Here is a 23,407-nt window from a genome sequence, read left to right as displayed (position 1 = left end):
TCGTCATTCGTCATTCGTCATTCGTCATTTGTCTTATGTCATTGGTAATCCGTTCCCCCATCTTCCCCTGCTCCCCCTGCTCCCCCTGCTCCCCCTGCTCCCCATCTCCCAGACGCGCCATGGCACGTCTCTACAGAGGTGTAGAATACCCCATAGCTGCCTTGACTCGGGAGAGGGTTGAGAGAGCGATCGCTTCTGCTTTCTCACGCCCTTGACGTAAGACTGACTCTAGATAGCCTTTATCGTCCATAACCGCTTGATAATTTTGCTGAATTGGTTTGAGGGCTTCAATCGTGGATTCACTCAACACCGTTTTGAACTGTCCCCACCCCATATCCTGACATTCGGCGGCGACAGCTTCCTGGGTTTTCCCCGACAGTAGGGTATAAAGGGTGAGTAAGTTATGACACTCTGGACGTTCTGGATTATCAAATTCTAGCCCCTTAATCGGATCAGTTTTACAGCGCTTAATTTTCTTTTGAATCTCCTCTGGAGAATCCAGCAGATTAATCCGACTCATTTCCGAGGGGTCAGATTTGGACATTTTCTTCGTGCCATCGGTGAGACTCATCACCCGCGCTCCTTCTTTGCGGATTAAGGGTTCGGGCAGTTTCAGCACAGGCTTTTTCTTGCTGCCATACTGGTCATTAATCCGAATCACTATATCACGAGTCAGTTCGATATGTTGCTTTTGATCTTCTCCCACGGGGACTAAGTCCGCATCATACAGCAAAATATCGGCTGCCATCAGCACCGGGTAATCCAGTAAACCCGTACTAACATTTTCGCCCTGCTTCACCGCCTTTTCTTTAAACTGAATCATCCGTTCCAGCCAATTTATAGGCGTGACGCAGTTAAACAGCCAGGTGAGTTCACAGTGAGCGGGGATGTGAGATTGAACAAAGATCGTTGAATCGTTCAAATCCACGCCACAGGCTAGATATAGCGCCGCGATCGTGTAGGTATCGGCGGCTAGAGTTGCTGGATTATGGGGAACCGTAATCGCGTGTAAATCGACGACGCAAAAGAAATTTTCATACTGACTCTGGGCTTCTACCCAATTACGGATTGCTCCGAGATAGTTACCCAGGTGAAGATTTCCAGTTGGTTGAACTCCAGAGAGAACGCGCTTTTTGCCCATTGATATTGGTTAAGGATTTGGAAGAGCAAAGGTGGCGATAGTCCCAGGCTTGTACCTGCTTTCGGGTCAAGCGCTGGAGGATTCGCCGTGAAACGGTGCAGATTTTTGGCAGGAACCTGAAAAACCTTCTCCTCTAAGGGGGGTAAGGTGAGCCAGGATTTACCGAGCTACGCTAACGCCGATGAGGGAACGATTGATAATTTTTTGATGATCTGCTCTATCAATTTTGCCATTACCTCGGTCGTTATGGCAGGAAAACGGTATTTTTTTGTTAATTGTAAAGTTTTTGCTAAAATCACTATGAAATCTAAACGCCAAAATCGCTTGCTGTTCTCAGGTAGGACTAGATGGGCGGAGATTAAACAATCGGTGATCAGTGTCTGGAAGCTCAAGACGCAGCAGTTCCTCGGGGTTGGACGTAGAACTGGATTCACACCTTGAGGAAATTTCCAACTCCAGTCGTTGTGCAAATGGCAAGCACGGCTGATCATTCAATTGGTGATAACCTTCTTAAATTTTGATTGAACGGCTCATGGCTAAAATTCAATTTATTAAAGGCATTGACGAAGAAGTTGTACCTGATGTGCGCCTGACTCGCTCTCGTGATGGCAGCAATGGTACGGCAACATTTTATTTTGATAATCCCAAGGCGCTCAATGGCAACTATGGTGAAGAAATAACAGGTATATACCTGATGGATAAAGAAGGAGAACTGGTCAGCCGAGACGTTAAAGGCAAATTTGTCAATGGACAACCGACGGCATTAGAAGCAATTGTGATCATGAAATCGACAGAAGAATGGGAGCGCTTTATGCGTTTCATGGAGCGCTATGCTGAGGAGAATGGTTTAGGATTCAGTAAATCTTGATTCTCCTACAGCTTAAGGTAAATGGCACGGAAGGGGAAGTCTGAAAGCCCCTCTAAGAAGAAATATATTCCGCTTCCCTCTCCTTGTAGGAGAGGGCAAGGGAGAGGAAATAGAGGAAATAGAGGAAATAGAGGACATGATATGACTCATCAGCCTCATCCTAATACAGGCTCAAGATCGATCGCGACTGCTGTGGTGACAGTCAGTGATACGCGATCGCAGAACTCTGATCGCAGTGGTTCGTGCATCCAGCAATTGCTGCGTGATGCAGGTCATGCGGTTGTTGCTTACGAAATTCTCAAGGATGAACCGAACCAGATTCAGACGTATCTGCAAGCCCTCGCCCAGCGTTCGGATATTCAGGCTGTCGTGGTTAACGGGGGTACAGGGATTGCGGCGCGAGATACCACCTATGATGCCTTAGCGAGTTTATTAGAGAAGACTTTACCCGGATTTGGTGAGGTCTTTCGTTGGCTCAGTTACCAAGAGATTGACTCACGCGCGATCGCGTCACGGGCTGTCGCTGGAGTGTATCGCCGTAAGCTAGTTTTCTCTCTTCCTGGTTCTACGGGAGCGGTCACCCTCGCCATGGAGAAGCTCATTTTACCAGAGTTGATTCATCTGGTCACTCAGTTGGAGAAGTGACATCCTCCCACAACAAATTAAAAATTATGGTGCGTTGCTCCCCCAAACCCCCACAGTTACAGCGCTTTTCAAGTAAGTGAGGTACACATACAGATCCCCGACTTCTCCAAGAAGTCGGGGATCTTGCCTAGAGACTGTACCTCATCAACCTGAAATCTGCTGTAGATAAATTTTCCCAATTAATTTTTTGGCTCAGGAGTTGACAAGCTCAAAAATGTTCGTTATATTTATTAAGGTCTGAGAAACAAGCCCCCATCGTCTAGAGGCCTAGGACACCTCCCTTTCACGGAGGCGACAGGGATTCGAATTCCCTTGGGGGTATTAAAATATTAAAGGTAGAGGCGTTACATGTAACGTCTCTACTATTTTTTTGTGTACTATTTTGGGCATTGGGCACTAACTAGGGCTTGCTGCACAACTCCAAAACCCTTAGCTATCAATGTCTTGAGTTGCATTGACCTTGGTTTATCTTCAAGCACATAAGGTTTAACCCATCCAAACCCTTGCACCGCGATAGCGTGAAAATGTACTGTAGCTCCCCCAGCTCCCCCAGCTCCCCCAGCTCCCCCTGCTCCCTCACCCCTCTGGTATCTCTGGCGTTTCTGGTATCTCTGGCGTTTCTGGTATTTCTGGCGTCTCTGGCGTTTCCGGCGTTTCCGGGTTCTCTAGCTGACTGGATATGGTTTGAAACCGCTCAGGCGAACCCAGAGAGTAATCCTCTAGGCGAAAATCCCCAAAGGGTGTCTTTTCCAAGCGCGATCGCAAAGCTTCATCGACAATTACACCAGGGGTTTTATTCTTCACGCCAATAATAATCATACTCCGTTGGTAAGACGTGGCATCTTGATCCGGCTGACAATTGTCTCCGTTAAATTGACCCAGATTTAATAGGCGATAATTTTCGACTGAGGCTACATCCCGAAATAACTTTTTGGCTAACAGTTGGATTTGCTCCGCTCGTTGAAAGGCTCGCTGTTCTTCTCCCACGGGAGTTCCCTCACAGGAAGCGGTTCCCACGGAAATAATTTCACTGGGATTTTCCATCAGGCTCTGTATCCCTTCGTCCTCTAAATTAGACCGTAACGCATCAATAGGGATAATCTGCTGATTATAGTTAACTTGAAACGTACTCCCCAGTTTCCATTTATATTCCCGCGACAGTACAGCCACACTAAATTCAGCGGTTCTCCCTTCACTATCGGCTCCCTCAACATAAGGAAAATAATCCACATCTCCCTTTCGTTGCGGCGCTTGCGCTGGGGTAAATATCCAAACCCATTGAGAATTTAACCCGCCTGAACCGATAATTCCAATCCCTAAAATAACCAGTATCGCTAACACTAAAATCACCACTTGCCAGCGCCCAGAGTGGCGTTCTGGGGCAGGTTCGGATTGAGGGAGGGGAGCAACTCCCACTTTCAGGGTTTCGGTCAATGTGGCGGGTTGATGCTCCAAGGCGTCCAGGCGTTGTAAAATAGCTTGGGCAGTTGGCGGGCGATCGCGAACCTGTCGCGCCATCAACTCATCGATAAATTGCAATAGGTTTGGGGAAATTCCAGTGGTGTGATTCCGCCAGTTTAGTGTATCCGTTTGAGCATCATACAACTGGCTGGGATGATGTCCGGTTAACAAAAAGACGAAAGTACGTCCCAAGGCAAAGAAATCCGATTGTCTTACCGCTTCTCCATTCATTTGTTCGGGGGCGGTATACCCGGATGAAATAATCGCTGTAATCCCGCCGCCCGCGCCAACTTTAGCTAGATAGGTGCGGGTGACTTCCCTGGCTGTACCAAAATCAATTAACACCAACTGCCCATCAGGGCGGAGCATAATATTAGAGGGTTTAATATCCCGATGCAGGTACTGCTGATCATGAATAAGCTGTAGAATAATCGCAAGCTGTTTTAACCACGCGATCGCTTGCGCTTCCGAAATGGGTCGATTGTGCTGTTGTTCTAACCACTGCTCTAAGGTGGGTCCCTCTATCTTTTCCATCACCAAGCAGTGCAAGCCTAACCCATTGCGAGTTTGATAGAGGAATGAGCTATCAACTTGGGGAATACCGGGATGGCTCAGTCGCCCTAACACCACCGCCTCTTGTTCAAACAGTTCCACCGCCTTGGCGTCTTGGTTCAGATGATCCTTGAGAACTTTCAGGATTTTCGGCGTACTTCCTTCGTAGACGTCATAGATATTACCAAAACCGCTTTTATCACTAATCAGGCGCATCACCCGATAACGCCCATTCAGCAGCAACTCGGAGCCGCAGCTTTGACAGAAGCGCTGATTCTCATTCTCGGAGGTGTCAGGTTTTGGGCAAGTGGGGTTAATGCAAAGGGGCATAGGTGGCGATAGAATAGCGACAATCTCCCTATTTTATAAATGAATTGGGTTAAACCCCCTCACCGTTTACGGCTCAACAGCTAGGGGAACCCACCGCTATCTGTCCCACATCACCCATTCGCAGCAGCCCACGGCGTACTGGCGTGGCACACCTTAATTGGTGGATTAGCATTGTAGGGGCGCAAGGCTTGCGCCCAGTTTAAACGTCACATCTATTCCACAATTTTAGCTGTGTTAGTCCAGTACCATTGGTGTAGGGGCAAGGCATTGCCGTGCCCTTATAGATTACTTGCCATGTTTCCTGAAGAATTGATCAACAATTTAGAGTCTTTTTTGAATAAGCTGTTCGGCATTTAAACCTTAATATCAATAACGGCGAAAGCCTTGTAGTGCGTTTAGCGAAGCCATGCCGCAGGCTTTGCATCTTGCTCGCTACTAATACCCAATTTAAATGCATGACAGCTTAAAATGGCTAGGCATAATTAATAATGTACTGTTAGCTGACTAGCATTTCTTTAAATTCTTCTCGCCTCGACCAATATGCAATATCAGATACTTTTTCTAAAAGGCGAATATTTCCTGAATTCCATACATCCAATCTATCATCAAATAATGAGATAAAGCGTGAATTGCTTTCTGATTGTTTTAAGTAGCTGAGGTCAGACCAAGCACTAAAAACATTATCAACTCTGTTATTCGCGACTGTCTTACTTCCTATACTAAGAACATTTATTAACGAATTATGTCGAGGATGTTGGGTGTAAAAATCTAATTTTCGAGAACGACCAGAGCTGCCCGTAATTTTTTTGTCTTGTTCAAAAGGTATTTGTGTTTCTTTTAATAATTCTACAATATCCTCAATAATTGGCTTAAATGCTCTTGTTTTAAAGGTAAACCAAATATCAGAAATTCTAAACGCTGCTTGAGATAAACGTGTGATTGCCGAAGCTAAATTTTCTTCTTTTTGTATCCGAAGTATAAGCATTCCCCGGGATCGCTCGATTCCATGAGTTAAGAGGGTATCTTGAATAAGGGTTTCTTGCTTCTCGGAACGCTTAGGAGATCTGGTTTGCATGTGCAACCAGCGTAGAGTTTCACCCAAATCTGTTAGTACATACTGTCCGTCTTTCTCTTTTAAAAATAGATCAATTACGTCACCGTCTGGGTAGAGATAGGGGGTGCGGATACGGATAAAGCCGTTGACGGTAGAGCAGGTAAACAGCTCTCCGATGGTTTTTCCGATGGTTTTAGCTATTTCTTGGCAAACGGTAGACATCAGAGGAACAGATCCAACTGTAACGGTAATGGTTCTTGCATAATTCCATTATGGGTGATACTTGACTCTAAACAAAACTGCTGCCATACTGTGACTGGCTCAGTGATAAGAGCCGTTATGTCGGGTGGAACATAGGCTTTTTTATCTCGACAACGTTCGTCCCAGCGATGCTTGTGTTTGTCTCCTACTTGTTCGCCATTGGGATTTTTGTGGTCTTGCCCCAAATCTAAGCCATAAATTCTACCAGCAGCTCGATGTATGATAACATAGCTAAGCTTCTGAGCCAATGCGTTATAGCTTCCTTTGATAGAAATCGGATAACCAGCATCCGAAACTACCTCTGCACGAAACTCTACAGCAGGATAATGATCCTCATCATCATTCCATGAGATATCTCCTTCTATTCGTTTAGTTAAATCGCTTATTATTTCCTCAAATTCATTTTGAGATAGCATAAATGCCGCCTGTATCAACGGTATCTTTATTAAGATAAATCTAAGGGGGTGACAAAATCAACTAAAAGGTAGATTATACGAGCAAGTTTAGCGGAGTTTAAATGGGCAATGAGGACTTCTAAGCTGTCTTGTAAAGCTTGTTGGTCTACTTAAAATAGAGGAACCTCATTTCCTTGTATGTAGTGCGAGCATCTTGCTCGCTACTAATACTCAATTGAAATGCATGACAGCTTACTACTAGCCATAGTAGCAACTTGTTCAGCCACGCGATCGCACAATCCTCTATAGTGGTATAACGCCTCATGATCAGTCAGTCCCTGGCGTGGCAGGAACCAAAGTATCATTAACAGTCCTATTGGAAAATCTTAATAGGAGTAGCAACTCCTGTAGACTCTGAACAGATTCAATCAGTATCCTACAAGTCCAACGGTGCAGTTAGTTTGATAGTCTATGTCTACTTCATATAATTTTGCTGATGCTCAGCAATTGCTCATAAAACCATTCGAGAGACTCAAATGGGGTAGCTGTTTATGGAGGAATTATAGGGATTAGTATGTTGTCTCTATTGGTATTGTAAACTATAACACTTCATGATACAGTCAATCCCTGGCGTGGTAGGAACGTAGGGGCGCACCGACGTGCGCCCAAAGCTGACGCCCAAACAACTGTAACGTTACCCCACTATCTCGTACACCCAAAGCTGACGCCCAAAAAACCGTAACGTTACCCCACTATCTCCTGCGCCCAAGGCTTACGCCCCAAAAAACCATACATTTACCTCATCATCTTTTGGGCAAACTCTCCAAATTCGATACAATTAAAACCATACCCTTGGGCAATGCCATTTTTACAGGTTTGAGCATTTAACCTGTTCACGCAGTTTTAAGCTGTTCGGCATTTAAACCTTAATATCAATAACGGCGAAAGCCTTGTAGTGCAAGCATCTTGCTCGCTACTAATACCCAATTTAAATGCATGACAGCTTATCCCAAACTATTGGCATTCAGAACGTCAACTAATAATTAATAAACCCAGTTTTCTATTCCTGATTCCCTATTCCCGCTAACCTATCATGTCCAATCGCGCCGAAACCCTAGCCAAAATTATAGAACAACGCCAACCCTTGGTTCAGAGCATCGCTGATGTCGAGGAACATCTGAGAAATCTGACTGACTTGCTCCGCTCCTTAGATCAACGGCGTCATATCTTAAAGGATAAACTAGACCAACCCGAAGTGTGCGATCGCCTCAGCCAAATCGACTTTTCCCCATTGCGCTTACAGATTAGCACGCAACTGGAGCAACTGCATCAACTTCGCGATCGCTTCTCCCGCCCTACCTTAAATATTGGCGTCGTTGGACTCATGGGTCAAGGGAAAAGTACCTTCCTCCAGAGTATCAGTGGACTCACTGATGATGAAATTCCCGCCCTCCGAGGCGGTGCTTGTACTGCTGTTCGCAGCACCATTTATCATCAACCAGGAGAACCGTACGCTGAAGTAAAAGTTCATTCTGAACAGACATTTTTACAAGAAGTCATTCAGCCCTACTACCAGGAATTAGACTTAGGCAATTCTCCCAAAACCATAGATGAATTTGCCGGAACCTTACCAGAATTTTCGGGAACAGATGCGACCAAAAAATCTATGTATGAGCATCTCAAAGAAGATTATCATAAACACTTACCCATGTACAGACACTTACTCCTGTCTGGCGCACCCCGAAAACTCCCTCCCATTCCCAAAGAACGGATTCATGAATATGTCGCCCAACGCCGCTTTCCCCAAGGTGAATTAATTACATTTGACCATTTAGCCGTTCGCGAAGTTAAAATCTTCTGTCCCTTCAAAAATTCCGATGTCGGTAAAATCGCTTTAGTCGATGTACCGGGTTTAGGAGATACTCGCTTAGGCGATGAAAAACTCATCCTAGAAACCATCGGACAAGAGGTGGATTTAGTAATTTTTATTCGCCGTCCCGATAGACTCCGTTACGGCTGGGAAAAACGGGATACAGACTTATACAACACCGCAGCCGAAGCCTTAAACAATCTAGAGAATCGTTCATTTATGATTCTTAACCACGTCACCGGAACCGATGACAACCTAGAAGCCTGTCAGAAACATCAAACCAGTATTCATGATAAACATATTGATGTCATCCGCTGCAAAATTGCCGATTGTTCTAATCCAGATGAAACCAATGCCATTCTTGACTTAGTTCTCAACTATCTGGCAAATAACATCACCTACTTAGATGAGCAACATGCCCGCGTTTACCAGAAAAAACTTAAAGAACTGCAAATCTTGATGAATGCGGAACTAGAGAAAGCCCGTCTTGTTTGGTCAGGTGGCTTAATTGTTGATGATATCAATGAACAAGGCAAATTCTTGCGATTATTCAATAAACTCTGGACAAATCTAACGCGGGGACTAGAAGAATTATTAGATCAGCTCGATATAGCCAAGGATCGCGATGAAAAAGATATCTTTAAACAACAGGTTGAATCCATTATCCAAACCTGCAAAAGCGATACAGGTATCCCCACCGAGGAACCCATAAACGAAATCATTGCCCGACGGTTTGAAGAAGGGGATTGGCAAACCACTTATGCCAAATATCTCCATGAAATCCGCAATCATCTCACTCGACATTTTCACGCCATGGACATGGGACTAAAAGAGTATGTGGAACAGGCAAAATCCCAAGTTACAGAGGTACTGGTAAATCAAGGAAATTTCGGAGAACTCACCCCAGCCAGAGGCTCAGAGTTTCTTAAAGCCATGGCAGAACTTATTCCTGATAATTTAGTCCGGCTCAAGCACGCTTTCCAAACCCTATCGAATTTTGAAATGTCCTATAAAGCCAACTTTCATTATCGGATTCGTCCTCATTTAGATAATCTCAATCCCGATAAAAGCAATCTCCGTTTGTCGGCATCAAATGCCATAGAGTCGCGAGATATTAGGGCAAAGGAAATCTTAACCTATTTGGAAACCTTACAAGAAGAAGCCGTGTTTAAATGTCAACACGCCTTAGAAGATTTCTACGGTGAACCGGGTCAAGCGGCATTTGCCGAAGTTGAAGAGTTTGTCGATCAGGTTTTGCGAGCCAAAGATGTCAAGAATGAATGGCAAATCTTTCTATTCCAAGAAAAAGCTCAGGTTTGGTCGAAGGAATTTGGCGATAATCAAGAAGGCGATGATCGTCAGCAGTGGCTATCGTTAGTTGATCAGGTAATAGCCGCTAACTCCCTCAAACAACTTCAGTTTTTGAATTGATTTCGCTCGTAGTCAGCGCTTTAGCGCCGTTCGTAGTCAGCGCTTTAGCGCCGTTCGTAGTCAGCGCTTTAGCGCTTCCAGGTGACGATTAAAAAAAAGCAATCCGCTTTCAGAAGAACTGGAGTCTGGCGACTGCCCCTACATCCTACATGAGATACACAGAGTTGTTCGAGAATTATATTAAAATTAAGGGCGGGTTTTGTATAAAAATTAAGACAAGAATCAATAGTAATCCCTAAACCCGCCCCTACAGACGTGTTATGGCGCGTCTCTACCCAAAGGATGGAGAAAGATGCCTAAAGAACTCAATATAACCATGCTAGGTGCCAGTGGTGTCGGTAAAACCACATTATTAACCTCAATGTATGAACAATTTGAAGCAACCAGTCGTCAAGCCAATCTACACTTAAAACCCGATATCGAAACAGCAGCAATTCTAGAACGGTATCTCGCCCAACTCAAAAGTTTAACCTACGAATTTAAAGCCGATGAACGCACCAAAGGAATTCGCGGCACCCTAGCCGTCGCTGGACCCGAATCCTTACCCTCTTACCGTTTTGATTTAGGCTTAAATGACAAAAAAGATGACCTGCGGCTTCAGTTTAGAGATTATCCCGGCGGCTATATTTTACCCAGTGATGTGGCGGGACGGCGATTTGTGCAGAAGATGTTGCGGGAATGTGCCGCAGTTATCGTGGCAATTGATACGCCAGCGCTGATGGAACTAAATGGTAGATGGCATGAGGTGAGAAATAAGCCTGATGAAATTATGACATTGTTTAAAACAGCCTACCAAAAGTTGGACGAACCCAAGTTAGTAATTTTAGCTCCTGTAAAGTGTGAAACCTATATGCAAGATGAAGTATCTGCCAACAATCTGATCAAACAAATTCAAGAAAAATATGCCCCATTACTAGAATTTTTTCAAGAGCCAAGACGAGCTGATAAAATTGCCGTAGTCACGACTCCGGTGCAAACTGTTGGCTGTGTGGTGTTCTTGAAAATTGAGGTAGAAAATATGAATCAACCCCGTTTTTATTTTCGCAAGACGAGTTTTGATGCCAAATATAGTCCCCAAGATAGCGAACAGTTGCTGCGGTATTTATTGCGATTTTTGTTAAAAGTCTATATTCAAAATCGGAATTGGTCAATGTTTAACGTCGTGCGGGAATTGTTCAACCCCGATGCTCAACTCAAGCAAGCGGTAGAGCAATTTGCTCAAGGATGCAAAACAAACGGAGGATTTGCTGTCCTACAAGGTAAATCGTTATTAACACTGTAACATTCGTCATTTGACTATATAAATCAAAACTATTTTACAAATAGGAATTAACTGATGGATATCTATATCCAGAGTCGCGGCTTTGAACAAGATTATGATTACCGTTGGTTACAGGTTGGTAACGATGGGTCAATTCAACCCAAATTACCACCCATCGGATTAACGGTACCCAGTTTAATCGATCGCGAAACACCAACGGTTGTGTTAGAACGATTAATGGATAACCAGTTGCTGCTGCTACTGACAGGGCTTGAACCCAAAGGACGAGTCGATTTTCTAGACCGCCAAATCCGCATCGCCATGGCTTGGGTGGGTGCAACGGCGGACGAACCCCTGCTGCGAAGTTTAGCCGCAGCTGCATTAATTGACGAAGACTATCACCCCCTTGTGGAACAACTGAATCAAGCAGTATGCTTAGGCGGTAACTATGGCTTTCAGGTATCATTACCGGAGATGCAGCGATTGGTTACCGTGATCCGAAATCCCCAGCAACTGTCCAATCAACCGCCGACTCTCACCCCAAAAATTGGACGAAATATCGCTAAGCTGAGACATGAGTTAGCTAAAGAACTACGCACCTGTCATTTACCGCCAACTTCCGGTATTCTCCTAGTCGTCACTGGGATTAAAAAGCCAGAAGCGCTGCAAGAGGCTGGTGTGTGGCGCAGTCTATCGCTACTGATAGAGGGCGAGAATTGGCAAGATTTATCTCCTCAATCCGGGTTTTTACCCCCTAAATTCCAGGAAGGAATCCGCTCCAAGAATCCCCTAATCTGGCTTATGGTATTGATATCGGTTCTCTCCTATTGGTTAGCCTCTCTAGTGAAATTACTCTCTAGCCAAAAAGATACCTAGTCGGGGTAGATTTAATTGCATCTGGGTAAGGTAAAAAACGATAGTAGTGAAACATCAAAATCCTATTATTATTAATTAATGCCAAGTTTTGTGTCAGATAAACTTCATTTTGTAAAAAACTGTAAAGTTTTGCAAGATAATCGCGATAGTATATCTCTATACTGAATACTGACTGATATCAAGTTGCGTTGTATAATTCAGCGCTCAGCGCTGCATAACGGATTCTACATTAGACTGTAGACTGCAACTTAGTATGAGTTGAGTGTGTTTAAGGCATTCTCCACCAAATCTTTACTCTAGCTTCACACTAAATTTATCGAAACTTTATAGACAACGGCTCAGATAGGGTTATTATTCTATTAGTGAATAAGCAACGAACAACCAACTAGGTCTGTTTAAGATATCGCTAGGAACTAGGTCAATCTACTTATATCAGGAAACAACATCATGAAATCTCTCTCAACTCTTTTCCGCCATTCCGCTACAGTCGCCTCGCTACTTGCCGCCTCTACAGTCACGGTAGGGCTTATGGCTCCTTCAGCTTCTGCCATTGAGTTGCTGCCTCCACAAGATCTGGAAACGGAAATTAATGTAGGTGTTACAGGCAGTGAAAGCGGTTGCCTTGATGCTAGCAAATGTATAGATCCTAGTTTTCTTCCTTGGATAGAAAGTATAGAGAGCTTAGTAGATGATACTAGTGGGACAAAAAGCCGCTTATTTATTGATATCCTAGGAGAGGAAACAGTTTATGATGGTGGTGATCTGGGTATAGCAGACCTATTGGCAAAAGATCTTGGTACAACCCCATCAGGAGGGTGGTTCCGTCCCTCCGAAACCAAAGCTGATGGTTCTGTTGGAGAAGAAGAAGGGCAACTAGAAGTTGGTACTTACAAATTTACGTTCACCAAGATCATCCCAAAACTAACCATTAAGTATTTCGATACTGAGACTTCTGCCACAACTGGCGTTCCTAATTTCTTCGCTACAGCTTTAACGGATGGAATGTTGATCTCCGGCGAAAATCCCGTTCCCCTCGGAGAGGATGGAAACCTTTATTTCCAAAGCTGGAAAGATGTTAGCGAAATTACCTTAAAGTTGGGTCAAGACCAGGCAGGCACAGGTGACGGCGTTGACTTCCAGTTGATTAAAGATGTACCTGAACCTGGAACTGTCTTGGGCTTAGGTACTCTAGCGATGGCAAGTGCTTTCGGATTACGCAAGCGCAACAAAAAATCCGATGCCTAAATTGGCTAAACAGGTGCTAACCTAAGCCTTTAGCACCGGAACAAATTATTCGTTAACTCCACGATTAGAATAGAGCTAAGAAACTTCTAGGGATTCGAGATGCTGATCTCCAATCCCTATTTAGTTGCGTATACCACATCATTAGGGTGTGGTATACCTGATTTTATGCATTAGATTGGGTTTGTAGTCAGGGATGCGAGTCCTAAGTTTTGTTGGGTTGAGCGAAGTCGAAACCCAACCTACAGTACTATCTGCTTAATAGTACAGATAAACTATATGTGATAGTTATAATACACTTAAGAATTCTTAATTAAATCAATAGTGATCAACCTGCGAACTGTAGAGACTTCAGATGTCTATTTATAACTGGGTGGCAAAAACCATTAAACTATTGGTATCGGGTCTCTCGGTAATATGCCCCAAAAAAACAAGGGCTACGACGCCGAGCGCTCCACCCATTTTGCATCAAGCAACGATTATTGAAACCCAAACTCAGGGTGTTATTCAAAAAGGGGACTCTATGCCAAGTAAAAAACTTTTTAACCGAGATGTTTTCATGCTCATCGACCAAAGTGGGTCAATGGTGAGACGAGATCCAGAATTTAATAATAATATTCGCTGGAAAGTTCTACCGGAAGTTATTGAAGGACACGTCTATCGTATTCTCAATGAAACCAGTCTGGATGAGGACAAAGTTTGTGAGGAAATTGCCTTAACCTTTTTTAGTCCTAATCGCCCTTGTGACAAAATAATCTACATTGAAGATACGGCTCAGGTTCCTAGTGTCTTTGATGAAAATCAACCCGATAGTAGTACGTTTATAACGCCAACACTTGAGCAAGTGATTAATCAATGGTTTGCGAATCGTGAGGCGAATCGGGAAGCATTTATTATCATTTATACAGATGGTCAGTTTGATGACCGAGATAAGTTTTTGAACTTGATTCAGACAACCAGTGCTAAACTAAAGAGTCAGGATGAACTAAAAATTGTGATTATCGGGTTTGGTAGTGAATTGAATCCCAAGTTCTATCTGGAACTGGATAAAAATGTCAGAGGATTCACCGATTCTAAGGGATTAGATTGCAATATTGTGGTGTTTGATTTGTTAAGTAAAATGCCCAATATTATCGAGCTACTGAACCGTCAGCTTGAAAATCCAGCCGCCGGTTTACCGATGTGGGCTAAGGAGCAATATCCTGATTTGTTTACTTGAAAATCAGCCCTCACCCCCAGCCCCTCTCCCAAGCTTGGGAGAGGGGAGCCGGAGGGGTAGAGAAGTAGCAGGCTACGTCTCTACTAAATTCTGATGTGTCCTCACCGATGTCAGCGATTGCTATACATACCTGGAAAAGGCACAATAACTTAAACTTAATCGGAATTTCTGGTTGCTTCTAACAGGTAAGAAAAATAAAACTGGGTACTGGTCATTCCCGTGCGTTGAATGGAAAAGCCGTTACGCTCTAATATTTTGATAATATCGGCTTTGCGGTGTAGGTACGCACGAGTGGTTTTAGAAGGACCGGGAAACAATTCGCCAATTTTTTTGAGCAGACTGTATACAATGTTTTTGGGAGCAAAGCTAAGAATTAAGCGTGACTCGGCTAGAGAAGCAAGATGGGAGATCATCTGATCAGCTTTATCTTGGGGATAATGAATCAGCACATCCAGACAAATAACCGTGTGATAGCTCCCGCTCAAGTCTTCCAAATCCTGTACGGCAAAGCTAAGATTGTCAGAATTCGCCAAGCTAGCGCCTGCTTTTTCTTTGGCTTCACCGACCATTTTTTCTGATATATCACTGGCAAAGACTTTCGCACCTGCTTCAGCTAGGGGAATGCTGAGACTTCCCACACCGCAGCCAGCGTCACAGATGGATAACTCGGCTAAATTGCCATCAGCCTTGAGCCAGCCTAGGACAGTATCGACGGTTTGCTGGTGTCCATTACGGATATCCAGTTGGACTTTGTTGACCTCGCCCTCGCCGTAAATCCGCCGCCAACGGTCAAATCCAGTGGCGTTGAAATAGTCTTTAACTACGGTTTTATCATCAACGGTGTTCATAGAGTCAGGTTGGATGGAGGAGTTCGGACGATTAAATACTTTACCATGAGCTAGGGGTGTTACTGCCATCATGTCTTTCTCAAGAAACATCAGCCAGAGGGCAAAAGGCAGAGAACTTACAGAAAATGATGAGATGTTTGATTAACGTAATGTTCTCATAAAATGGAAATAGAATGTTTGGATAGTTCATGTATTGTGAGAGAACGTGCCAGGTAAAGTCATGGGAGAAGTTAAAGCAAAAGTCAAACTAACCAATCCAACGGATGACGAATTAGTACGGCGAGGACAACTAACGGCTGATCAGGTTCGTGTATACGAAACAGAAGCCGTGATTGATACAGGTGCAGTCTGTTCAGTGCTTCCTATTCATGTTGTGCAGTGTCTTGGTTTAACCATTCGCGCTCAACGAGTAGCAGGTTATGCTGATGGACGAACAGAAGCTGTAGGCGTAGTTGGAGTTCTCATTGATTGGCAAGGACGTGATACGTTGGAGGATGCGTTAGTTTTAGGTGATGAGGTGCTAATTGGTCAAACTGTATTGGAGAAGTTAGATTTATTGGTAGATTGTCAAAATCAGCGATTGATCCCCAATCCTGCCCATCCTGATCAACCAGTTAATAAGGTGAGACATCTCAACTATGAATTATGAAGGATAAATTATGAGTTATCCCTTACTTAACAAAGGACGAATGACCAAGGACTAATGACAAATCACTCATTGAATTGTAAACGCTGCCAATTCAATTTTGATGTCTCCTCATGCCAATGCCATCGCAACAAATTGGCAGGTTGTCCCACTGCAATCCCAGGTAAACCGATCGCGTTTCGAGGGGACTCCGTTGCTAGGGCGATCGCACTCTCGATTTCACACAGTCCCCACTCTACCAAATTCTGTACTCCCACCAATAGCGGTAACGTAGTTCCCGCCAATGTGCCATCCGCTAATCGTGCCGTACCCTGTTTCACTTCAATCTGACGCTGATCCCAGGGATAAATCCCATCCCCTAATCCTAACGGCGCTAACGCATCACTTACCAGAAATAATCCCGCTTCATACCGACTCGCTTGCAGCAGAATCTGTAACATTGTCGGACAAACATGTTGTCCATCGGCAATCACTCCACAGCGTACTTGAGGATGAGTGATAGCTGCACCCAATAATCCGGGTTGCCGATGGTGTAATCCCGGCATCGCATTAAAGGCATGAGTCACCATCGATGCACCTAAGGCAAAGGCTTCCTCCGCCTCAGCCGCCGTTGCTTGAGAATGACCTAAACTTACGGTAATTCCTAAAGAACGCAAATAACTAATCGCCTCACCTGTCTTATCTAACTCCGGCGCTAGCGTCATTACTTTAACCAGTTTGCCATAATCCCCTAAAACTTGCTTGACATTTTCTAGGGTCAGTGGTGTCAGATACTCCTGTGGATGCGCTCCTCGCTTCTGAGGATGTAAAAAAGGTCCCTCCAAATGCACCCCCAAGATTTGCGCCATTCCCGCCTCCGGGGAAAACATCTCAACAAAATCAGCAATTACCGCCAGGGATTGTTGAATTTTCTCAATCGAGGTTGTCACCAACGTGGGTAAAAAGCCATCAACTCCCTGATTCCCCAAAAATTGGCAAATATCCTGTAATTTCTGGCTATCCCCCAGAGTCAAATCTGGAAACGCCAAACCCAACGCCCCATTAATTTGTAAATCGACCCCAGGTAAGGACATCCAATCGCCTGTAACATCGAGTGTATCAGCCTTTGGAATCTGATCAGTCATCGGTGCGATCGCGGAAATTTTTCCCTCAGGATCAACTCTGATCTGTTGCAACCCTTGATAACCTGGCACTCGTGAATTAATAATAATCATGTTCTTTACTTAATCCTGCGTCATTTTAATTCAGGGAATAGGGAACAGGGAACAGGCAAAAAGGACAAATGACAAATGACAAATGACATAAGACAAATTGGTATTATCATGGGCAGCGATTCCGACTTGCCCACGATGCAGGGTGCGATCGCAATTTGTGAAGAGTTCGATGTTTCCTGTGAAGTCGCGATCGTTTCCGCGCACCGAACTCCCCAACGTATGGTAGACTACGCCCAAACTGCTCATCAGCGTGGACTCAAGGTGATTATCGCTGGGGCGGGAGGGGCGGCTCATTTACCCGGTATGGTGGCGTCTCTGACACCATTACCCGTCATCGGCGTTCCTGTTTCCACTCGCCATTTACAAGGGGTAGATTCCCTCTACTCGATTGTACAGATGCCAGGTGGAATCCCTGTCGCTACCGTAGCCATTGGCAATGCTAAAAATGCCGGGTTGTTAGCCATACAGATTTTGGCATCCCAACAACCTGAGTTACTCGAACGAGTGCAGCAGTACCGCCAGACTTTAACCCAATCCGTCATGGATAAGCAAGCGGCGCTAGAAAAGTTGGGATATCAGCAATATTTATCACAAATGTCATAGATTAAGTTTTGACCCTTCACAACCTTCGAGGAACCTGGTTTTGACGCAACGTTAGGCTCAAAGGAATCTGGTTTGTAGGGGCGGGTTTAGGAATTTGCTTTTGGCTATGGATGGTAACGTTTGTGCAAAACCCGCCCTAACTTAACACCAAATAAATTTTTATTAAGTAATTAAGACGTTATTTGAGAGACCTAAATTCTTAGGCTTATTTAAATCTTAATCATTGCCAAATCAATAGGCTTAGGCAAAATCAAAACGGCGGTTCGCTCTCGCGTAAAAAACCGTCAACTCAGGCTGCCAAACCGGTGACGGGTTGACCCAAGTCTTGATGACAAAAGCTCTTAGCTAGGGAACTACCGCAATATATTTTAAGGAATCACGCCCAAAACCGTATATTTTGTTACAGAAATATCCAGCCAGAAAATTGAAGATTTGAGAATTTCCTAAAGATAATGAACCCAGTTATTGAGAAGAATTGAGGCTCTTGACTATCTGGCAACTTATTTGTAGGGTTTTGTCTAACGTAGACACGCCAACTTCCAAAACTCCCGATTCCTTAATCAGGCAGCACTATTTAAAAGCTGGCAGTAAACCAAAGAAAATAGGCGAGGAGTTCTGTCATACTCAGATACTTACCCCCTCTTCTACGTCATACTTCCAATGACTTTATTTACCGCTTCTTAGCTCAATGTTAGGATGTGTTCCACCAGAAATACAGGAAAGAGAGCGAAATGATGTCTAGACGAACGTTTGAGAAAACTTCCGACCGAAAAAAGTCTCCCCCAAAAACTAGACAAGTTGATTTACCAGGATATTCCCAATCCTTCTGGGATTCTCCCTATTTTGACCCCTTAAAAACCATAGCCAAATCTTTTTCTCCTTATTGGCTAGCCTGTATTCCGCTAACGGCGATTATTGTCGTGGTTTGGAATACGGCAGCCGTTGCTCAAACTGAGGCGGTTGACGCCGATGCTGTTGCCCAACTTCAGGGAACGTTAAACGCGATCTGGGTTTTGATTGCTGCGATTCTGGTGATCTTCATGAATGCCGGATTCGGTATGCTAGAAACCGGATTCTGTCGTCAGAAAAATGCGGTTAACATTCTCTCCAAAAACCTGATTGTCTTTGCCCTAGCAACCATTGCATTTTGGGCAATTGGGTTTTCCTTCATGTTCGGTGCAGGAACTGGATTTATTGGTTTAGGTGGATTTTTCTTAACTAGCACCGATCCGGGTACTTATGGACTCGATCCATTTCCTACCGGCTTACCGATCTCCGTGTTTTTCCTGTTCCAAGCTGCCTTCGCCGGAACTGCTGCCACCATTGTTTCGGGTGCGGTTGCTGAACGGATTAGGTTTATTGACTTTCTCGTTTTCAGTCTTTTGTTGACGGGAATCTCCTATCCCATTACCGGACACTGGGTCTGGGGTGGTGGTTGGCTAGGAGGAATGGGCTTTTCCGACTTTGCTGGCTCAACCGTGGTTCACTCGGTTGGTGGTTGGGCAGCATTGATGGGAGCTGCCTTTCTCGGACCCCGTGAAGGAAAGTATAGAGACGGTCAAATCAATGCGATTCCCGGTCATAATATGAGTATTGCCACACTGGGATGCTTAATTCTGTGGATCGGCTGGTTTGGTTTTAACCCCGGATCAGAACTCGCGGCTAATGCAAGTGTGCCGTATATTGCAGTAACCACAAACCTCGCCGCTGCTGCTGGCGGTATTGCCGCCACCATTACCTCTTGGTTAAAAGATGGAAAACCTGACCTTTCGATGATTATCAATGGCATCTTAGCAGGTTTAGTTGCGATTACAGCTCCCTGTAATGCCGTTTCCTATCTGTCAGCCGTCATAATTGGTCTGATTGGGGGCATTATCGTGGTTTTTGCGGTTTCCTTCTTTGACAATATCCATATTGATGACCCCGTGGGTGCGATCTCTGTCCACTTAGTTAACGGGATCTGGGGCACCATTGCTGTTGGTATCTTCACCTTCGCTGAAAATGATGCGGGTCAACGACTCGGCTTGATTTATGGGGGAGGACTCGGTCAACTGGGTGTTCAACTCCTGGGTATCCTCTGTGTAGGCGGTTTCACCGTTGCATTTAGCTCCATTGTTTGGCTAGCCCTGAAAGCGACTTTGGGACTACGAGTAAAAGCCGAAGAAGAAATCCATGGCTTGGATATTAGTGAACATGGTATGGAAGCCTACAGTGGATTTGTTAAGGAATCAGACGTGTTGACCAGTAGCTCGTTTGGTAGCGTCAGTGGGAGTACAGCTGACATTCCTCGCGGCTCAGAAGTTTAACGGGAGCGCTTCTGGTTAGACGGAAGCTAGTTAATTGCCAATAACATCCTGTAGGGGCAATTCATGAATTGCCCCTTTGTCATGGTTTTTATGATCGGCAAAAGTGGAATAGGACTACAATCTGATGAGAGAGCCGATGCTGAATCTAGACAAGTGTCCACAACCTCGAAAAGCTTTCCAATTTGGGCGGTTTTCTCCCTCGCTGTCAATGGCTTACTGGTGCTAGCGATCGCGGGGGTATTGCTGCGCCAATACCAAGGAGCTATCCCTTCTGCGGTTAGCCAGTCTCTAGCGACTGATGCGGCTCCAGAAGCAGAAGCAACCCCTACCCTTGTCCCCGAACTCGGACCCCGCCACCAGTTCAATTACCAGCAATGGGTGGCGCTGCTGGAACAAGAAGCTGAGGTGATGGTGGATCAGAAGCCAGAGGATTTAGCCATCCTCCTGGGAGATTCCATCAGTCTCTGGTTTCCCAATGAAATGCTACCGACGCAACGAACCTGGCTGAATCAGGGAATTTCTGGCGAAACGACAGCCGGATTGCTAAATCGCTTGGATGTGTTGGATCAAACCCAGCCGGATATCATCTTTTTGATGATTGGCATCAATGACATCATTCGAGGGATCACAGATGAGACGATTTTAGCTAACCAACGGCTAATTATTCGTTACCTGCGGCGCACGCATCCTGAAGCCAAAATTATCGTCCAATCGATTTTGCCCCATAGCGGGGAAAACGCCACCTGGGAAGGGCGCGATCGCCTCCTGGAAATCCCCAACAGTCGTATTTTAGAGATTAATCAGCGATTGAAAGCGATCGCGGAGTCGGAAGATGCCATTTACCTGGATCTCTATCCCCTATTCGCCGATACCGAAGGCAATCTGAAAATGGAATTGAGTACCGACGGCTTGCACCTGAATCCTCAAGGCTATGTAATTTGGCACTATGCCCTACAAGTCACGGATCAACTGGTTATTGATGGCGGATTGTAACCTATTCCCTATTCCCTATTCCCTATTCTCTATTCCCTATTTCCCGACCCAACCGGATTCGTCTTAAGATCATAATGAATTAACAATTGTATACACTCATCTGCTAGACAAGTTTCATGGATACACAAGCCTTCAAACGTTCACTCCATAGTTCAGAAAACTATCACCGTAAGGGATTTGGTCACGATGCGGAGGTGGCGACTCAGCTTCAATCTGAATATCAAAGCAGCTTGATTCAAGAAATCCGCGATAATAACTATCGACTCAAACGGGGAAATGTGACCATTCACCTGGCAGAGGCATTTGGCTTTTGCTGGGGTGTGGAACGTGCTGTGGCTATGGCGTATGAAACTCGCCAACATTTTCCCACCGAGCGCATCTGGATGACAAATGAAATTATTCACAATCCCTCCGTCAACCAACGCCTACAGAATATGAACGTCAACTTTGTTCCCGTTGAGGATGGGACAAAAGACTTTTCCATCGTTGGTGCGGGTGATGTGGTAATTTTACCCGCCTTTGGTGCCAGCGTTCAGGAAATGCAACTGCTCAATGATAAAAACTGTAAGATTGTCGATACCACCTGTCCTTGGGTGTCTAAAGTGTGGCATACGGTGGAGAAGCATAAGAAGAAAGAATACACCTCCATCATTCACGGCAAGTATAAGCACGAAGAAACCATCGCCACCAGTTCTTTTGCTGGGAAATACCTGGTAGTGCTGAATCTACAAGAAGCCGAGTACGTCGCCAACTATATCCTCAACGGTGGGAATCGGGACGAGTTTTTGGCAAAATTCAGCCGCGCCACGTCCGCAGGATTTGACCCAGAGCGGGATTTGGAGCATGTTGGCATAGCCAACCAAACCACCATGCTCAAAAGCGAAACTGAGCAAATTGGTAAGCTGTTTGAGCGCACGATGATGAAAAAGTATGGTCCAGTTCAGCTAAATCAGCATTTCCAGAGTTTTAACACCATCTGCGATGCCACTCAAGAGCGGCAGGATGCGATGTTAGAGTTGGTTGAAGAAACGTTAGATTTAATGGTTGTGATTGGTGGTTTTAATTCATCCAATACCACGCAACTGCAACAAATTGCCATTGAACGGAAAATTCCCTCTTATCATATCGACAGCGCTGAGCGAATTGGTCCGGGGAATCGGATTGATCACAAGGTACTGCATCAAGATATGACGGTGACAGAAAATTGGCTCCCAGAGGGTGAAATTGTTGTCGGTGTAACGTCTGGAGCATCTACACCCGATAAGGTGGTTGAAGATGCGATTGAGAAGATTTTTGAGTTGAAAGCTACTCCGGTAGCTGTTTGATTTTGGTTCGGTTAGTATCGATTGAGTAAGGGCATGGTAGTGCCATGCCCTTAAATCACTGATGTTTATTCAATCTCAATAGAGGTTGGTGGCGAATCGCTGGTTCCCGTTGTGGTCAATGGCGTGCGATACTCACCATAGAGGCGATCGCGCCAGTCGAAGAAGGTTTGATACACGCTACTATCGGCTAAACCAGGAATCCCTTTCCCTTTCAGGGAGTCAGACAAATCCAGATAGGAACCTTCGGGAAATTTCAGCAGTAAACTAACCCCAGCCACGGCAAAATCTGCTAAGCAGGGACTGTCTGTGACCAGATACGGGCGATCGGACAAAATTAAGCTGAGGGCTTCTAAGTCTTGCTTCAGGCTATCTCTGGCGTCTTTGAGAGCGTCTGCACTGCAACCGAAACCAATCCCCAAAACCTCAAACACTTCTGCGGGAACACCGCCCAGAACGGTTTTGAAGAAATCTGGCGTATCTTTGGGTAAGACTGATGTGCGATAGCTGGGATTGTGACTTAATGCCCCATAAAAGACTTTACGACTTTTGACACCAATGGATTCATCTGCCCATTCTTCCATCAGCAAGCATTGGGCGCGTTGGTGGGGATCGGTGGGAATTAGGGGCTTGTCGGGATACTTGCGATCTAAGTACATCGCGATCGCAGTAGAATCAGCAATGACGGTATCCCCATCTTTGAGAACCGGGACTTGCCGTTGACCCGATAGGCGATACAAGTCTAGCTGTCCGATTCCGGGAGTGACTTCAATTTTGCGATAGGCTAGCCCTTTGTAATCTAGAATCAGCCGCACTTTTTCCGAAAACTGCGACATTTCAAATTGATACAGTTCCAACATGATTTATCT

At 45.0% G+C, this 23,407-nt stretch carries 19 protein-coding genes and 1 tRNA gene; 13 read left to right on the top strand and 7 right to left on the bottom strand.

Annotation, left to right across the window (positions count from 1 at the left end; all coding sequences use genetic code 11):
- Positions 1–130: 130 nt before the first annotated feature.
- Positions 131–1,141: a tryptophan--tRNA ligase gene (gene trpS / locus RIB93_RS10280; RefSeq protein WP_446372689.1), complete on the bottom strand. Its 1,011-nt coding sequence runs from the start codon at positions 1,139–1,141 to the stop codon at positions 131–133.
- 532 nt (positions 1,142–1,673) lie between these two features.
- Between trpS and psb28 the strand changes: the two genes are divergently transcribed.
- The 3 genes from psb28 (at position 1,674) to RIB93_RS10265 (ending at position 2,975) form a co-directional block, all read left to right on the top strand.
- Positions 1,674–2,009 (top strand): photosystem II reaction center protein Psb28, encoded by a 336-nt coding sequence (gene psb28 / locus RIB93_RS10275; protein ID WP_446372688.1) that lies wholly within the window; start codon positions 1,674–1,676, stop codon positions 2,007–2,009.
- A 141-nt stretch (positions 2,010–2,150) separates the two neighbouring features.
- The gene (locus tag RIB93_RS10270; RefSeq protein ID WP_446372687.1) at positions 2,151–2,654 is read left to right on the top strand and encodes a MogA/MoaB family molybdenum cofactor biosynthesis protein; all 504 of its coding nucleotides are present in this window, start codon (positions 2,151–2,153) and stop codon (positions 2,652–2,654) included.
- A 248-nt stretch (positions 2,655–2,902) separates the two neighbouring features.
- A tRNA-Glu gene (locus tag RIB93_RS10265) sits at positions 2,903–2,975 on the top strand.
- 255 nt (positions 2,976–3,230) lie between these two features.
- Here RIB93_RS10265 and RIB93_RS10260 read toward each other — a convergent pair.
- From RIB93_RS10260 to RIB93_RS10250, 3 genes are all read right to left on the bottom strand, one after another.
- On the bottom strand, positions 3,231–4,997 hold the full coding sequence (locus RIB93_RS10260) for a protein kinase domain-containing protein (RefSeq protein ID WP_446372686.1): 1,767 nt from the start codon (positions 4,995–4,997) through the stop codon (positions 3,231–3,233).
- Between the two features lie 496 nt (positions 4,998–5,493).
- The gene (locus RIB93_RS10255; RefSeq protein WP_446372685.1) at positions 5,494–6,273 is read right to left on the bottom strand and encodes a DUF1828 domain-containing protein; all 780 of its coding nucleotides are present in this window, start codon (positions 6,271–6,273) and stop codon (positions 5,494–5,496) included.
- Positions 6,273–6,728 carry a DUF6978 family protein gene (locus RIB93_RS10250; protein ID WP_446372684.1) on the bottom strand — a complete coding sequence of 152 codons (456 nt, stop codon included), beginning with the start codon at positions 6,726–6,728 and terminating at the stop codon, positions 6,273–6,275. Before RIB93_RS10250 ends, RIB93_RS10255 begins: the two co-directional genes overlap by 1 nt.
- A gap of 1,072 nt (positions 6,729–7,800) precedes the next feature.
- Here RIB93_RS10250 and RIB93_RS10245 point away from each other — a divergent pair.
- The 5 genes from RIB93_RS10245 to RIB93_RS10225 all read left to right on the top strand — a co-directional run bounded on the left by RIB93_RS10245 (position 7,801) and on the right by RIB93_RS10225 (position 14,606).
- Positions 7,801–10,008 carry a dynamin family protein gene (locus RIB93_RS10245; RefSeq protein WP_446372683.1) on the top strand — a complete coding sequence of 736 codons (2,208 nt, stop codon included), beginning with the start codon at positions 7,801–7,803 and terminating at the stop codon, positions 10,006–10,008.
- Positions 10,009–10,300: 292 nt separating this feature from the next.
- Positions 10,301–11,290, top strand: a complete 990-nt coding sequence (locus RIB93_RS10240; RefSeq protein WP_446372682.1) for a hypothetical protein — start codon at positions 10,301–10,303, stop codon at positions 11,288–11,290.
- A gap of 54 nt (positions 11,291–11,344) precedes the next feature.
- A complete protein-coding gene (locus RIB93_RS10235; protein ID WP_446372681.1) occupies positions 11,345–12,145 on the top strand; it encodes a hypothetical protein in 801 nt (266 codons plus the stop codon).
- Positions 12,146–12,592: 447 nt separating this feature from the next.
- The gene (locus RIB93_RS10230; RefSeq protein ID WP_446372680.1) at positions 12,593–13,390 is read left to right on the top strand and encodes an LEVG family PEP-CTERM protein; all 798 of its coding nucleotides are present in this window, start codon (positions 12,593–12,595) and stop codon (positions 13,388–13,390) included.
- Positions 13,391–13,742: 352 nt separating this feature from the next.
- Positions 13,743–14,606 (top strand): VWA domain-containing protein, encoded by an 864-nt coding sequence (locus tag RIB93_RS10225; RefSeq protein WP_446372679.1) that lies wholly within the window; start codon positions 13,743–13,745, stop codon positions 14,604–14,606.
- Positions 14,607–14,761: 155 nt separating this feature from the next.
- Here RIB93_RS10225 and bchM read toward each other — a convergent pair whose 3' ends face one another.
- The gene (gene bchM, locus RIB93_RS10220) at positions 14,762–15,454 is read right to left on the bottom strand and encodes a magnesium protoporphyrin IX methyltransferase (protein ID WP_446372731.1); all 693 of its coding nucleotides are present in this window, start codon (positions 15,452–15,454) and stop codon (positions 14,762–14,764) included.
- Positions 15,455–15,674: 220 nt separating this feature from the next.
- Between bchM and RIB93_RS10215 the strand changes: the two genes are divergently transcribed.
- Positions 15,675–16,103, top strand: a complete 429-nt coding sequence (locus RIB93_RS10215; protein WP_446372678.1) for a clan AA aspartic protease — start codon at positions 15,675–15,677, stop codon at positions 16,101–16,103.
- A 62-nt stretch (positions 16,104–16,165) separates the two neighbouring features.
- Here RIB93_RS10215 and nagA read toward each other — a convergent pair whose 3' ends face one another.
- A complete protein-coding gene (gene nagA / locus RIB93_RS10210) occupies positions 16,166–17,314 on the bottom strand; it encodes an N-acetylglucosamine-6-phosphate deacetylase (RefSeq protein WP_446372677.1) in 1,149 nt (382 codons plus the stop codon).
- 75 nt (positions 17,315–17,389) lie between these two features.
- Between nagA and purE the strand changes: the two genes are divergently transcribed.
- From purE to RIB93_RS10190, 4 genes are all read left to right on the top strand, one after another.
- Entirely contained in the window at positions 17,390–17,917 is a 528-nt protein-coding gene (gene purE / locus RIB93_RS10205; protein WP_446372676.1) for a 5-(carboxyamino)imidazole ribonucleotide mutase, read from the top strand.
- Positions 17,918–18,648: 731 nt separating this feature from the next.
- On the top strand, positions 18,649–20,223 hold the full coding sequence (locus tag RIB93_RS10200) for an ammonium transporter (RefSeq protein ID WP_446372675.1): 1,575 nt from the start codon (positions 18,649–18,651) through the stop codon (positions 20,221–20,223).
- Between the two features lie 153 nt (positions 20,224–20,376).
- Positions 20,377–21,216: a GDSL-type esterase/lipase family protein gene (locus RIB93_RS10195; RefSeq protein ID WP_446372730.1), complete on the top strand. Its 840-nt coding sequence runs from the start codon at positions 20,377–20,379 to the stop codon at positions 21,214–21,216.
- A 116-nt stretch (positions 21,217–21,332) separates the two neighbouring features.
- A complete protein-coding gene (locus tag RIB93_RS10190) occupies positions 21,333–22,541 on the top strand; it encodes a 4-hydroxy-3-methylbut-2-enyl diphosphate reductase (protein ID WP_446372674.1) in 1,209 nt (402 codons plus the stop codon).
- Positions 22,542–22,606: 65 nt separating this feature from the next.
- On the opposite strand, the gene RIB93_RS10185 is transcribed toward RIB93_RS10190, so the two are convergent.
- Positions 22,607–23,398, bottom strand: a complete 792-nt coding sequence (locus RIB93_RS10185; RefSeq protein WP_446372673.1) for a glutathione S-transferase family protein — start codon at positions 23,396–23,398, stop codon at positions 22,607–22,609.
- Positions 23,399–23,407: the final 9 nt, after the last annotated feature.

This window comes from Coleofasciculus sp. D1-CHI-01 (assembly GCF_040218875.1).
In the GTDB taxonomy this organism is placed as follows: domain Bacteria; phylum Cyanobacteriota; class Cyanobacteriia; order Cyanobacteriales; family Coleofasciculaceae; genus Coleofasciculus.
This window is presented reverse-complemented; position numbering and strand designations above follow the sequence as displayed.

Excerpts from the sequence above, each read along its gene's own strand:
- trpS (WP_446372689.1), bottom strand. The coding sequence starts at position 1,141 with ATGGGCAAAAAGCGCGTTCTCTCTGGAGTTCAACCAACTGGAAATCTT.
- psb28 (WP_446372688.1), top strand. The coding sequence starts at position 1,674 with ATGGCTAAAATTCAATTTATTAAAGGCATTGACGAAGAAGTTGTACCT.
- RIB93_RS10270 (WP_446372687.1), top strand. The coding sequence starts at position 2,151 with ATGACTCATCAGCCTCATCCTAATACAGGCTCAAGATCGATCGCGACT.
- RIB93_RS10260 (WP_446372686.1), bottom strand. The coding sequence starts at position 4,997 with ATGCCCCTTTGCATTAACCCCACTTGCCCAAAACCTGACACCTCCGAG.
- RIB93_RS10255 (WP_446372685.1), bottom strand. The coding sequence starts at position 6,273 with ATGTCTACCGTTTGCCAAGAAATAGCTAAAACCATCGGAAAAACCATC.
- RIB93_RS10250 (WP_446372684.1), bottom strand. The coding sequence starts at position 6,728 with ATGCTATCTCAAAATGAATTTGAGGAAATAATAAGCGATTTAACTAAA.
- RIB93_RS10245 (WP_446372683.1), top strand. The coding sequence starts at position 7,801 with ATGTCCAATCGCGCCGAAACCCTAGCCAAAATTATAGAACAACGCCAA.
- RIB93_RS10240 (WP_446372682.1), top strand. The coding sequence starts at position 10,301 with ATGCCTAAAGAACTCAATATAACCATGCTAGGTGCCAGTGGTGTCGGT.
- RIB93_RS10235 (WP_446372681.1), top strand. The coding sequence starts at position 11,345 with ATGGATATCTATATCCAGAGTCGCGGCTTTGAACAAGATTATGATTAC.
- RIB93_RS10230 (WP_446372680.1), top strand. The coding sequence starts at position 12,593 with ATGAAATCTCTCTCAACTCTTTTCCGCCATTCCGCTACAGTCGCCTCG.
- RIB93_RS10225 (WP_446372679.1), top strand. The coding sequence starts at position 13,743 with ATGTCTATTTATAACTGGGTGGCAAAAACCATTAAACTATTGGTATCG.
- bchM (WP_446372731.1), bottom strand. The coding sequence starts at position 15,454 with ATGAACACCGTTGATGATAAAACCGTAGTTAAAGACTATTTCAACGCC.
- RIB93_RS10215 (WP_446372678.1), top strand. The coding sequence starts at position 15,675 with ATGGGAGAAGTTAAAGCAAAAGTCAAACTAACCAATCCAACGGATGAC.
- nagA (WP_446372677.1), bottom strand. The coding sequence starts at position 17,314 with ATGATTATTATTAATTCACGAGTGCCAGGTTATCAAGGGTTGCAACAG.
- purE (WP_446372676.1), top strand. The coding sequence starts at position 17,390 with ATGACAAATGACATAAGACAAATTGGTATTATCATGGGCAGCGATTCC.
- RIB93_RS10200 (WP_446372675.1), top strand. The coding sequence starts at position 18,649 with ATGATGTCTAGACGAACGTTTGAGAAAACTTCCGACCGAAAAAAGTCT.
- RIB93_RS10190 (WP_446372674.1), top strand. The coding sequence starts at position 21,333 with ATGGATACACAAGCCTTCAAACGTTCACTCCATAGTTCAGAAAACTAT.
- RIB93_RS10185 (WP_446372673.1), bottom strand. The coding sequence starts at position 23,398 with ATGTTGGAACTGTATCAATTTGAAATGTCGCAGTTTTCGGAAAAAGTG.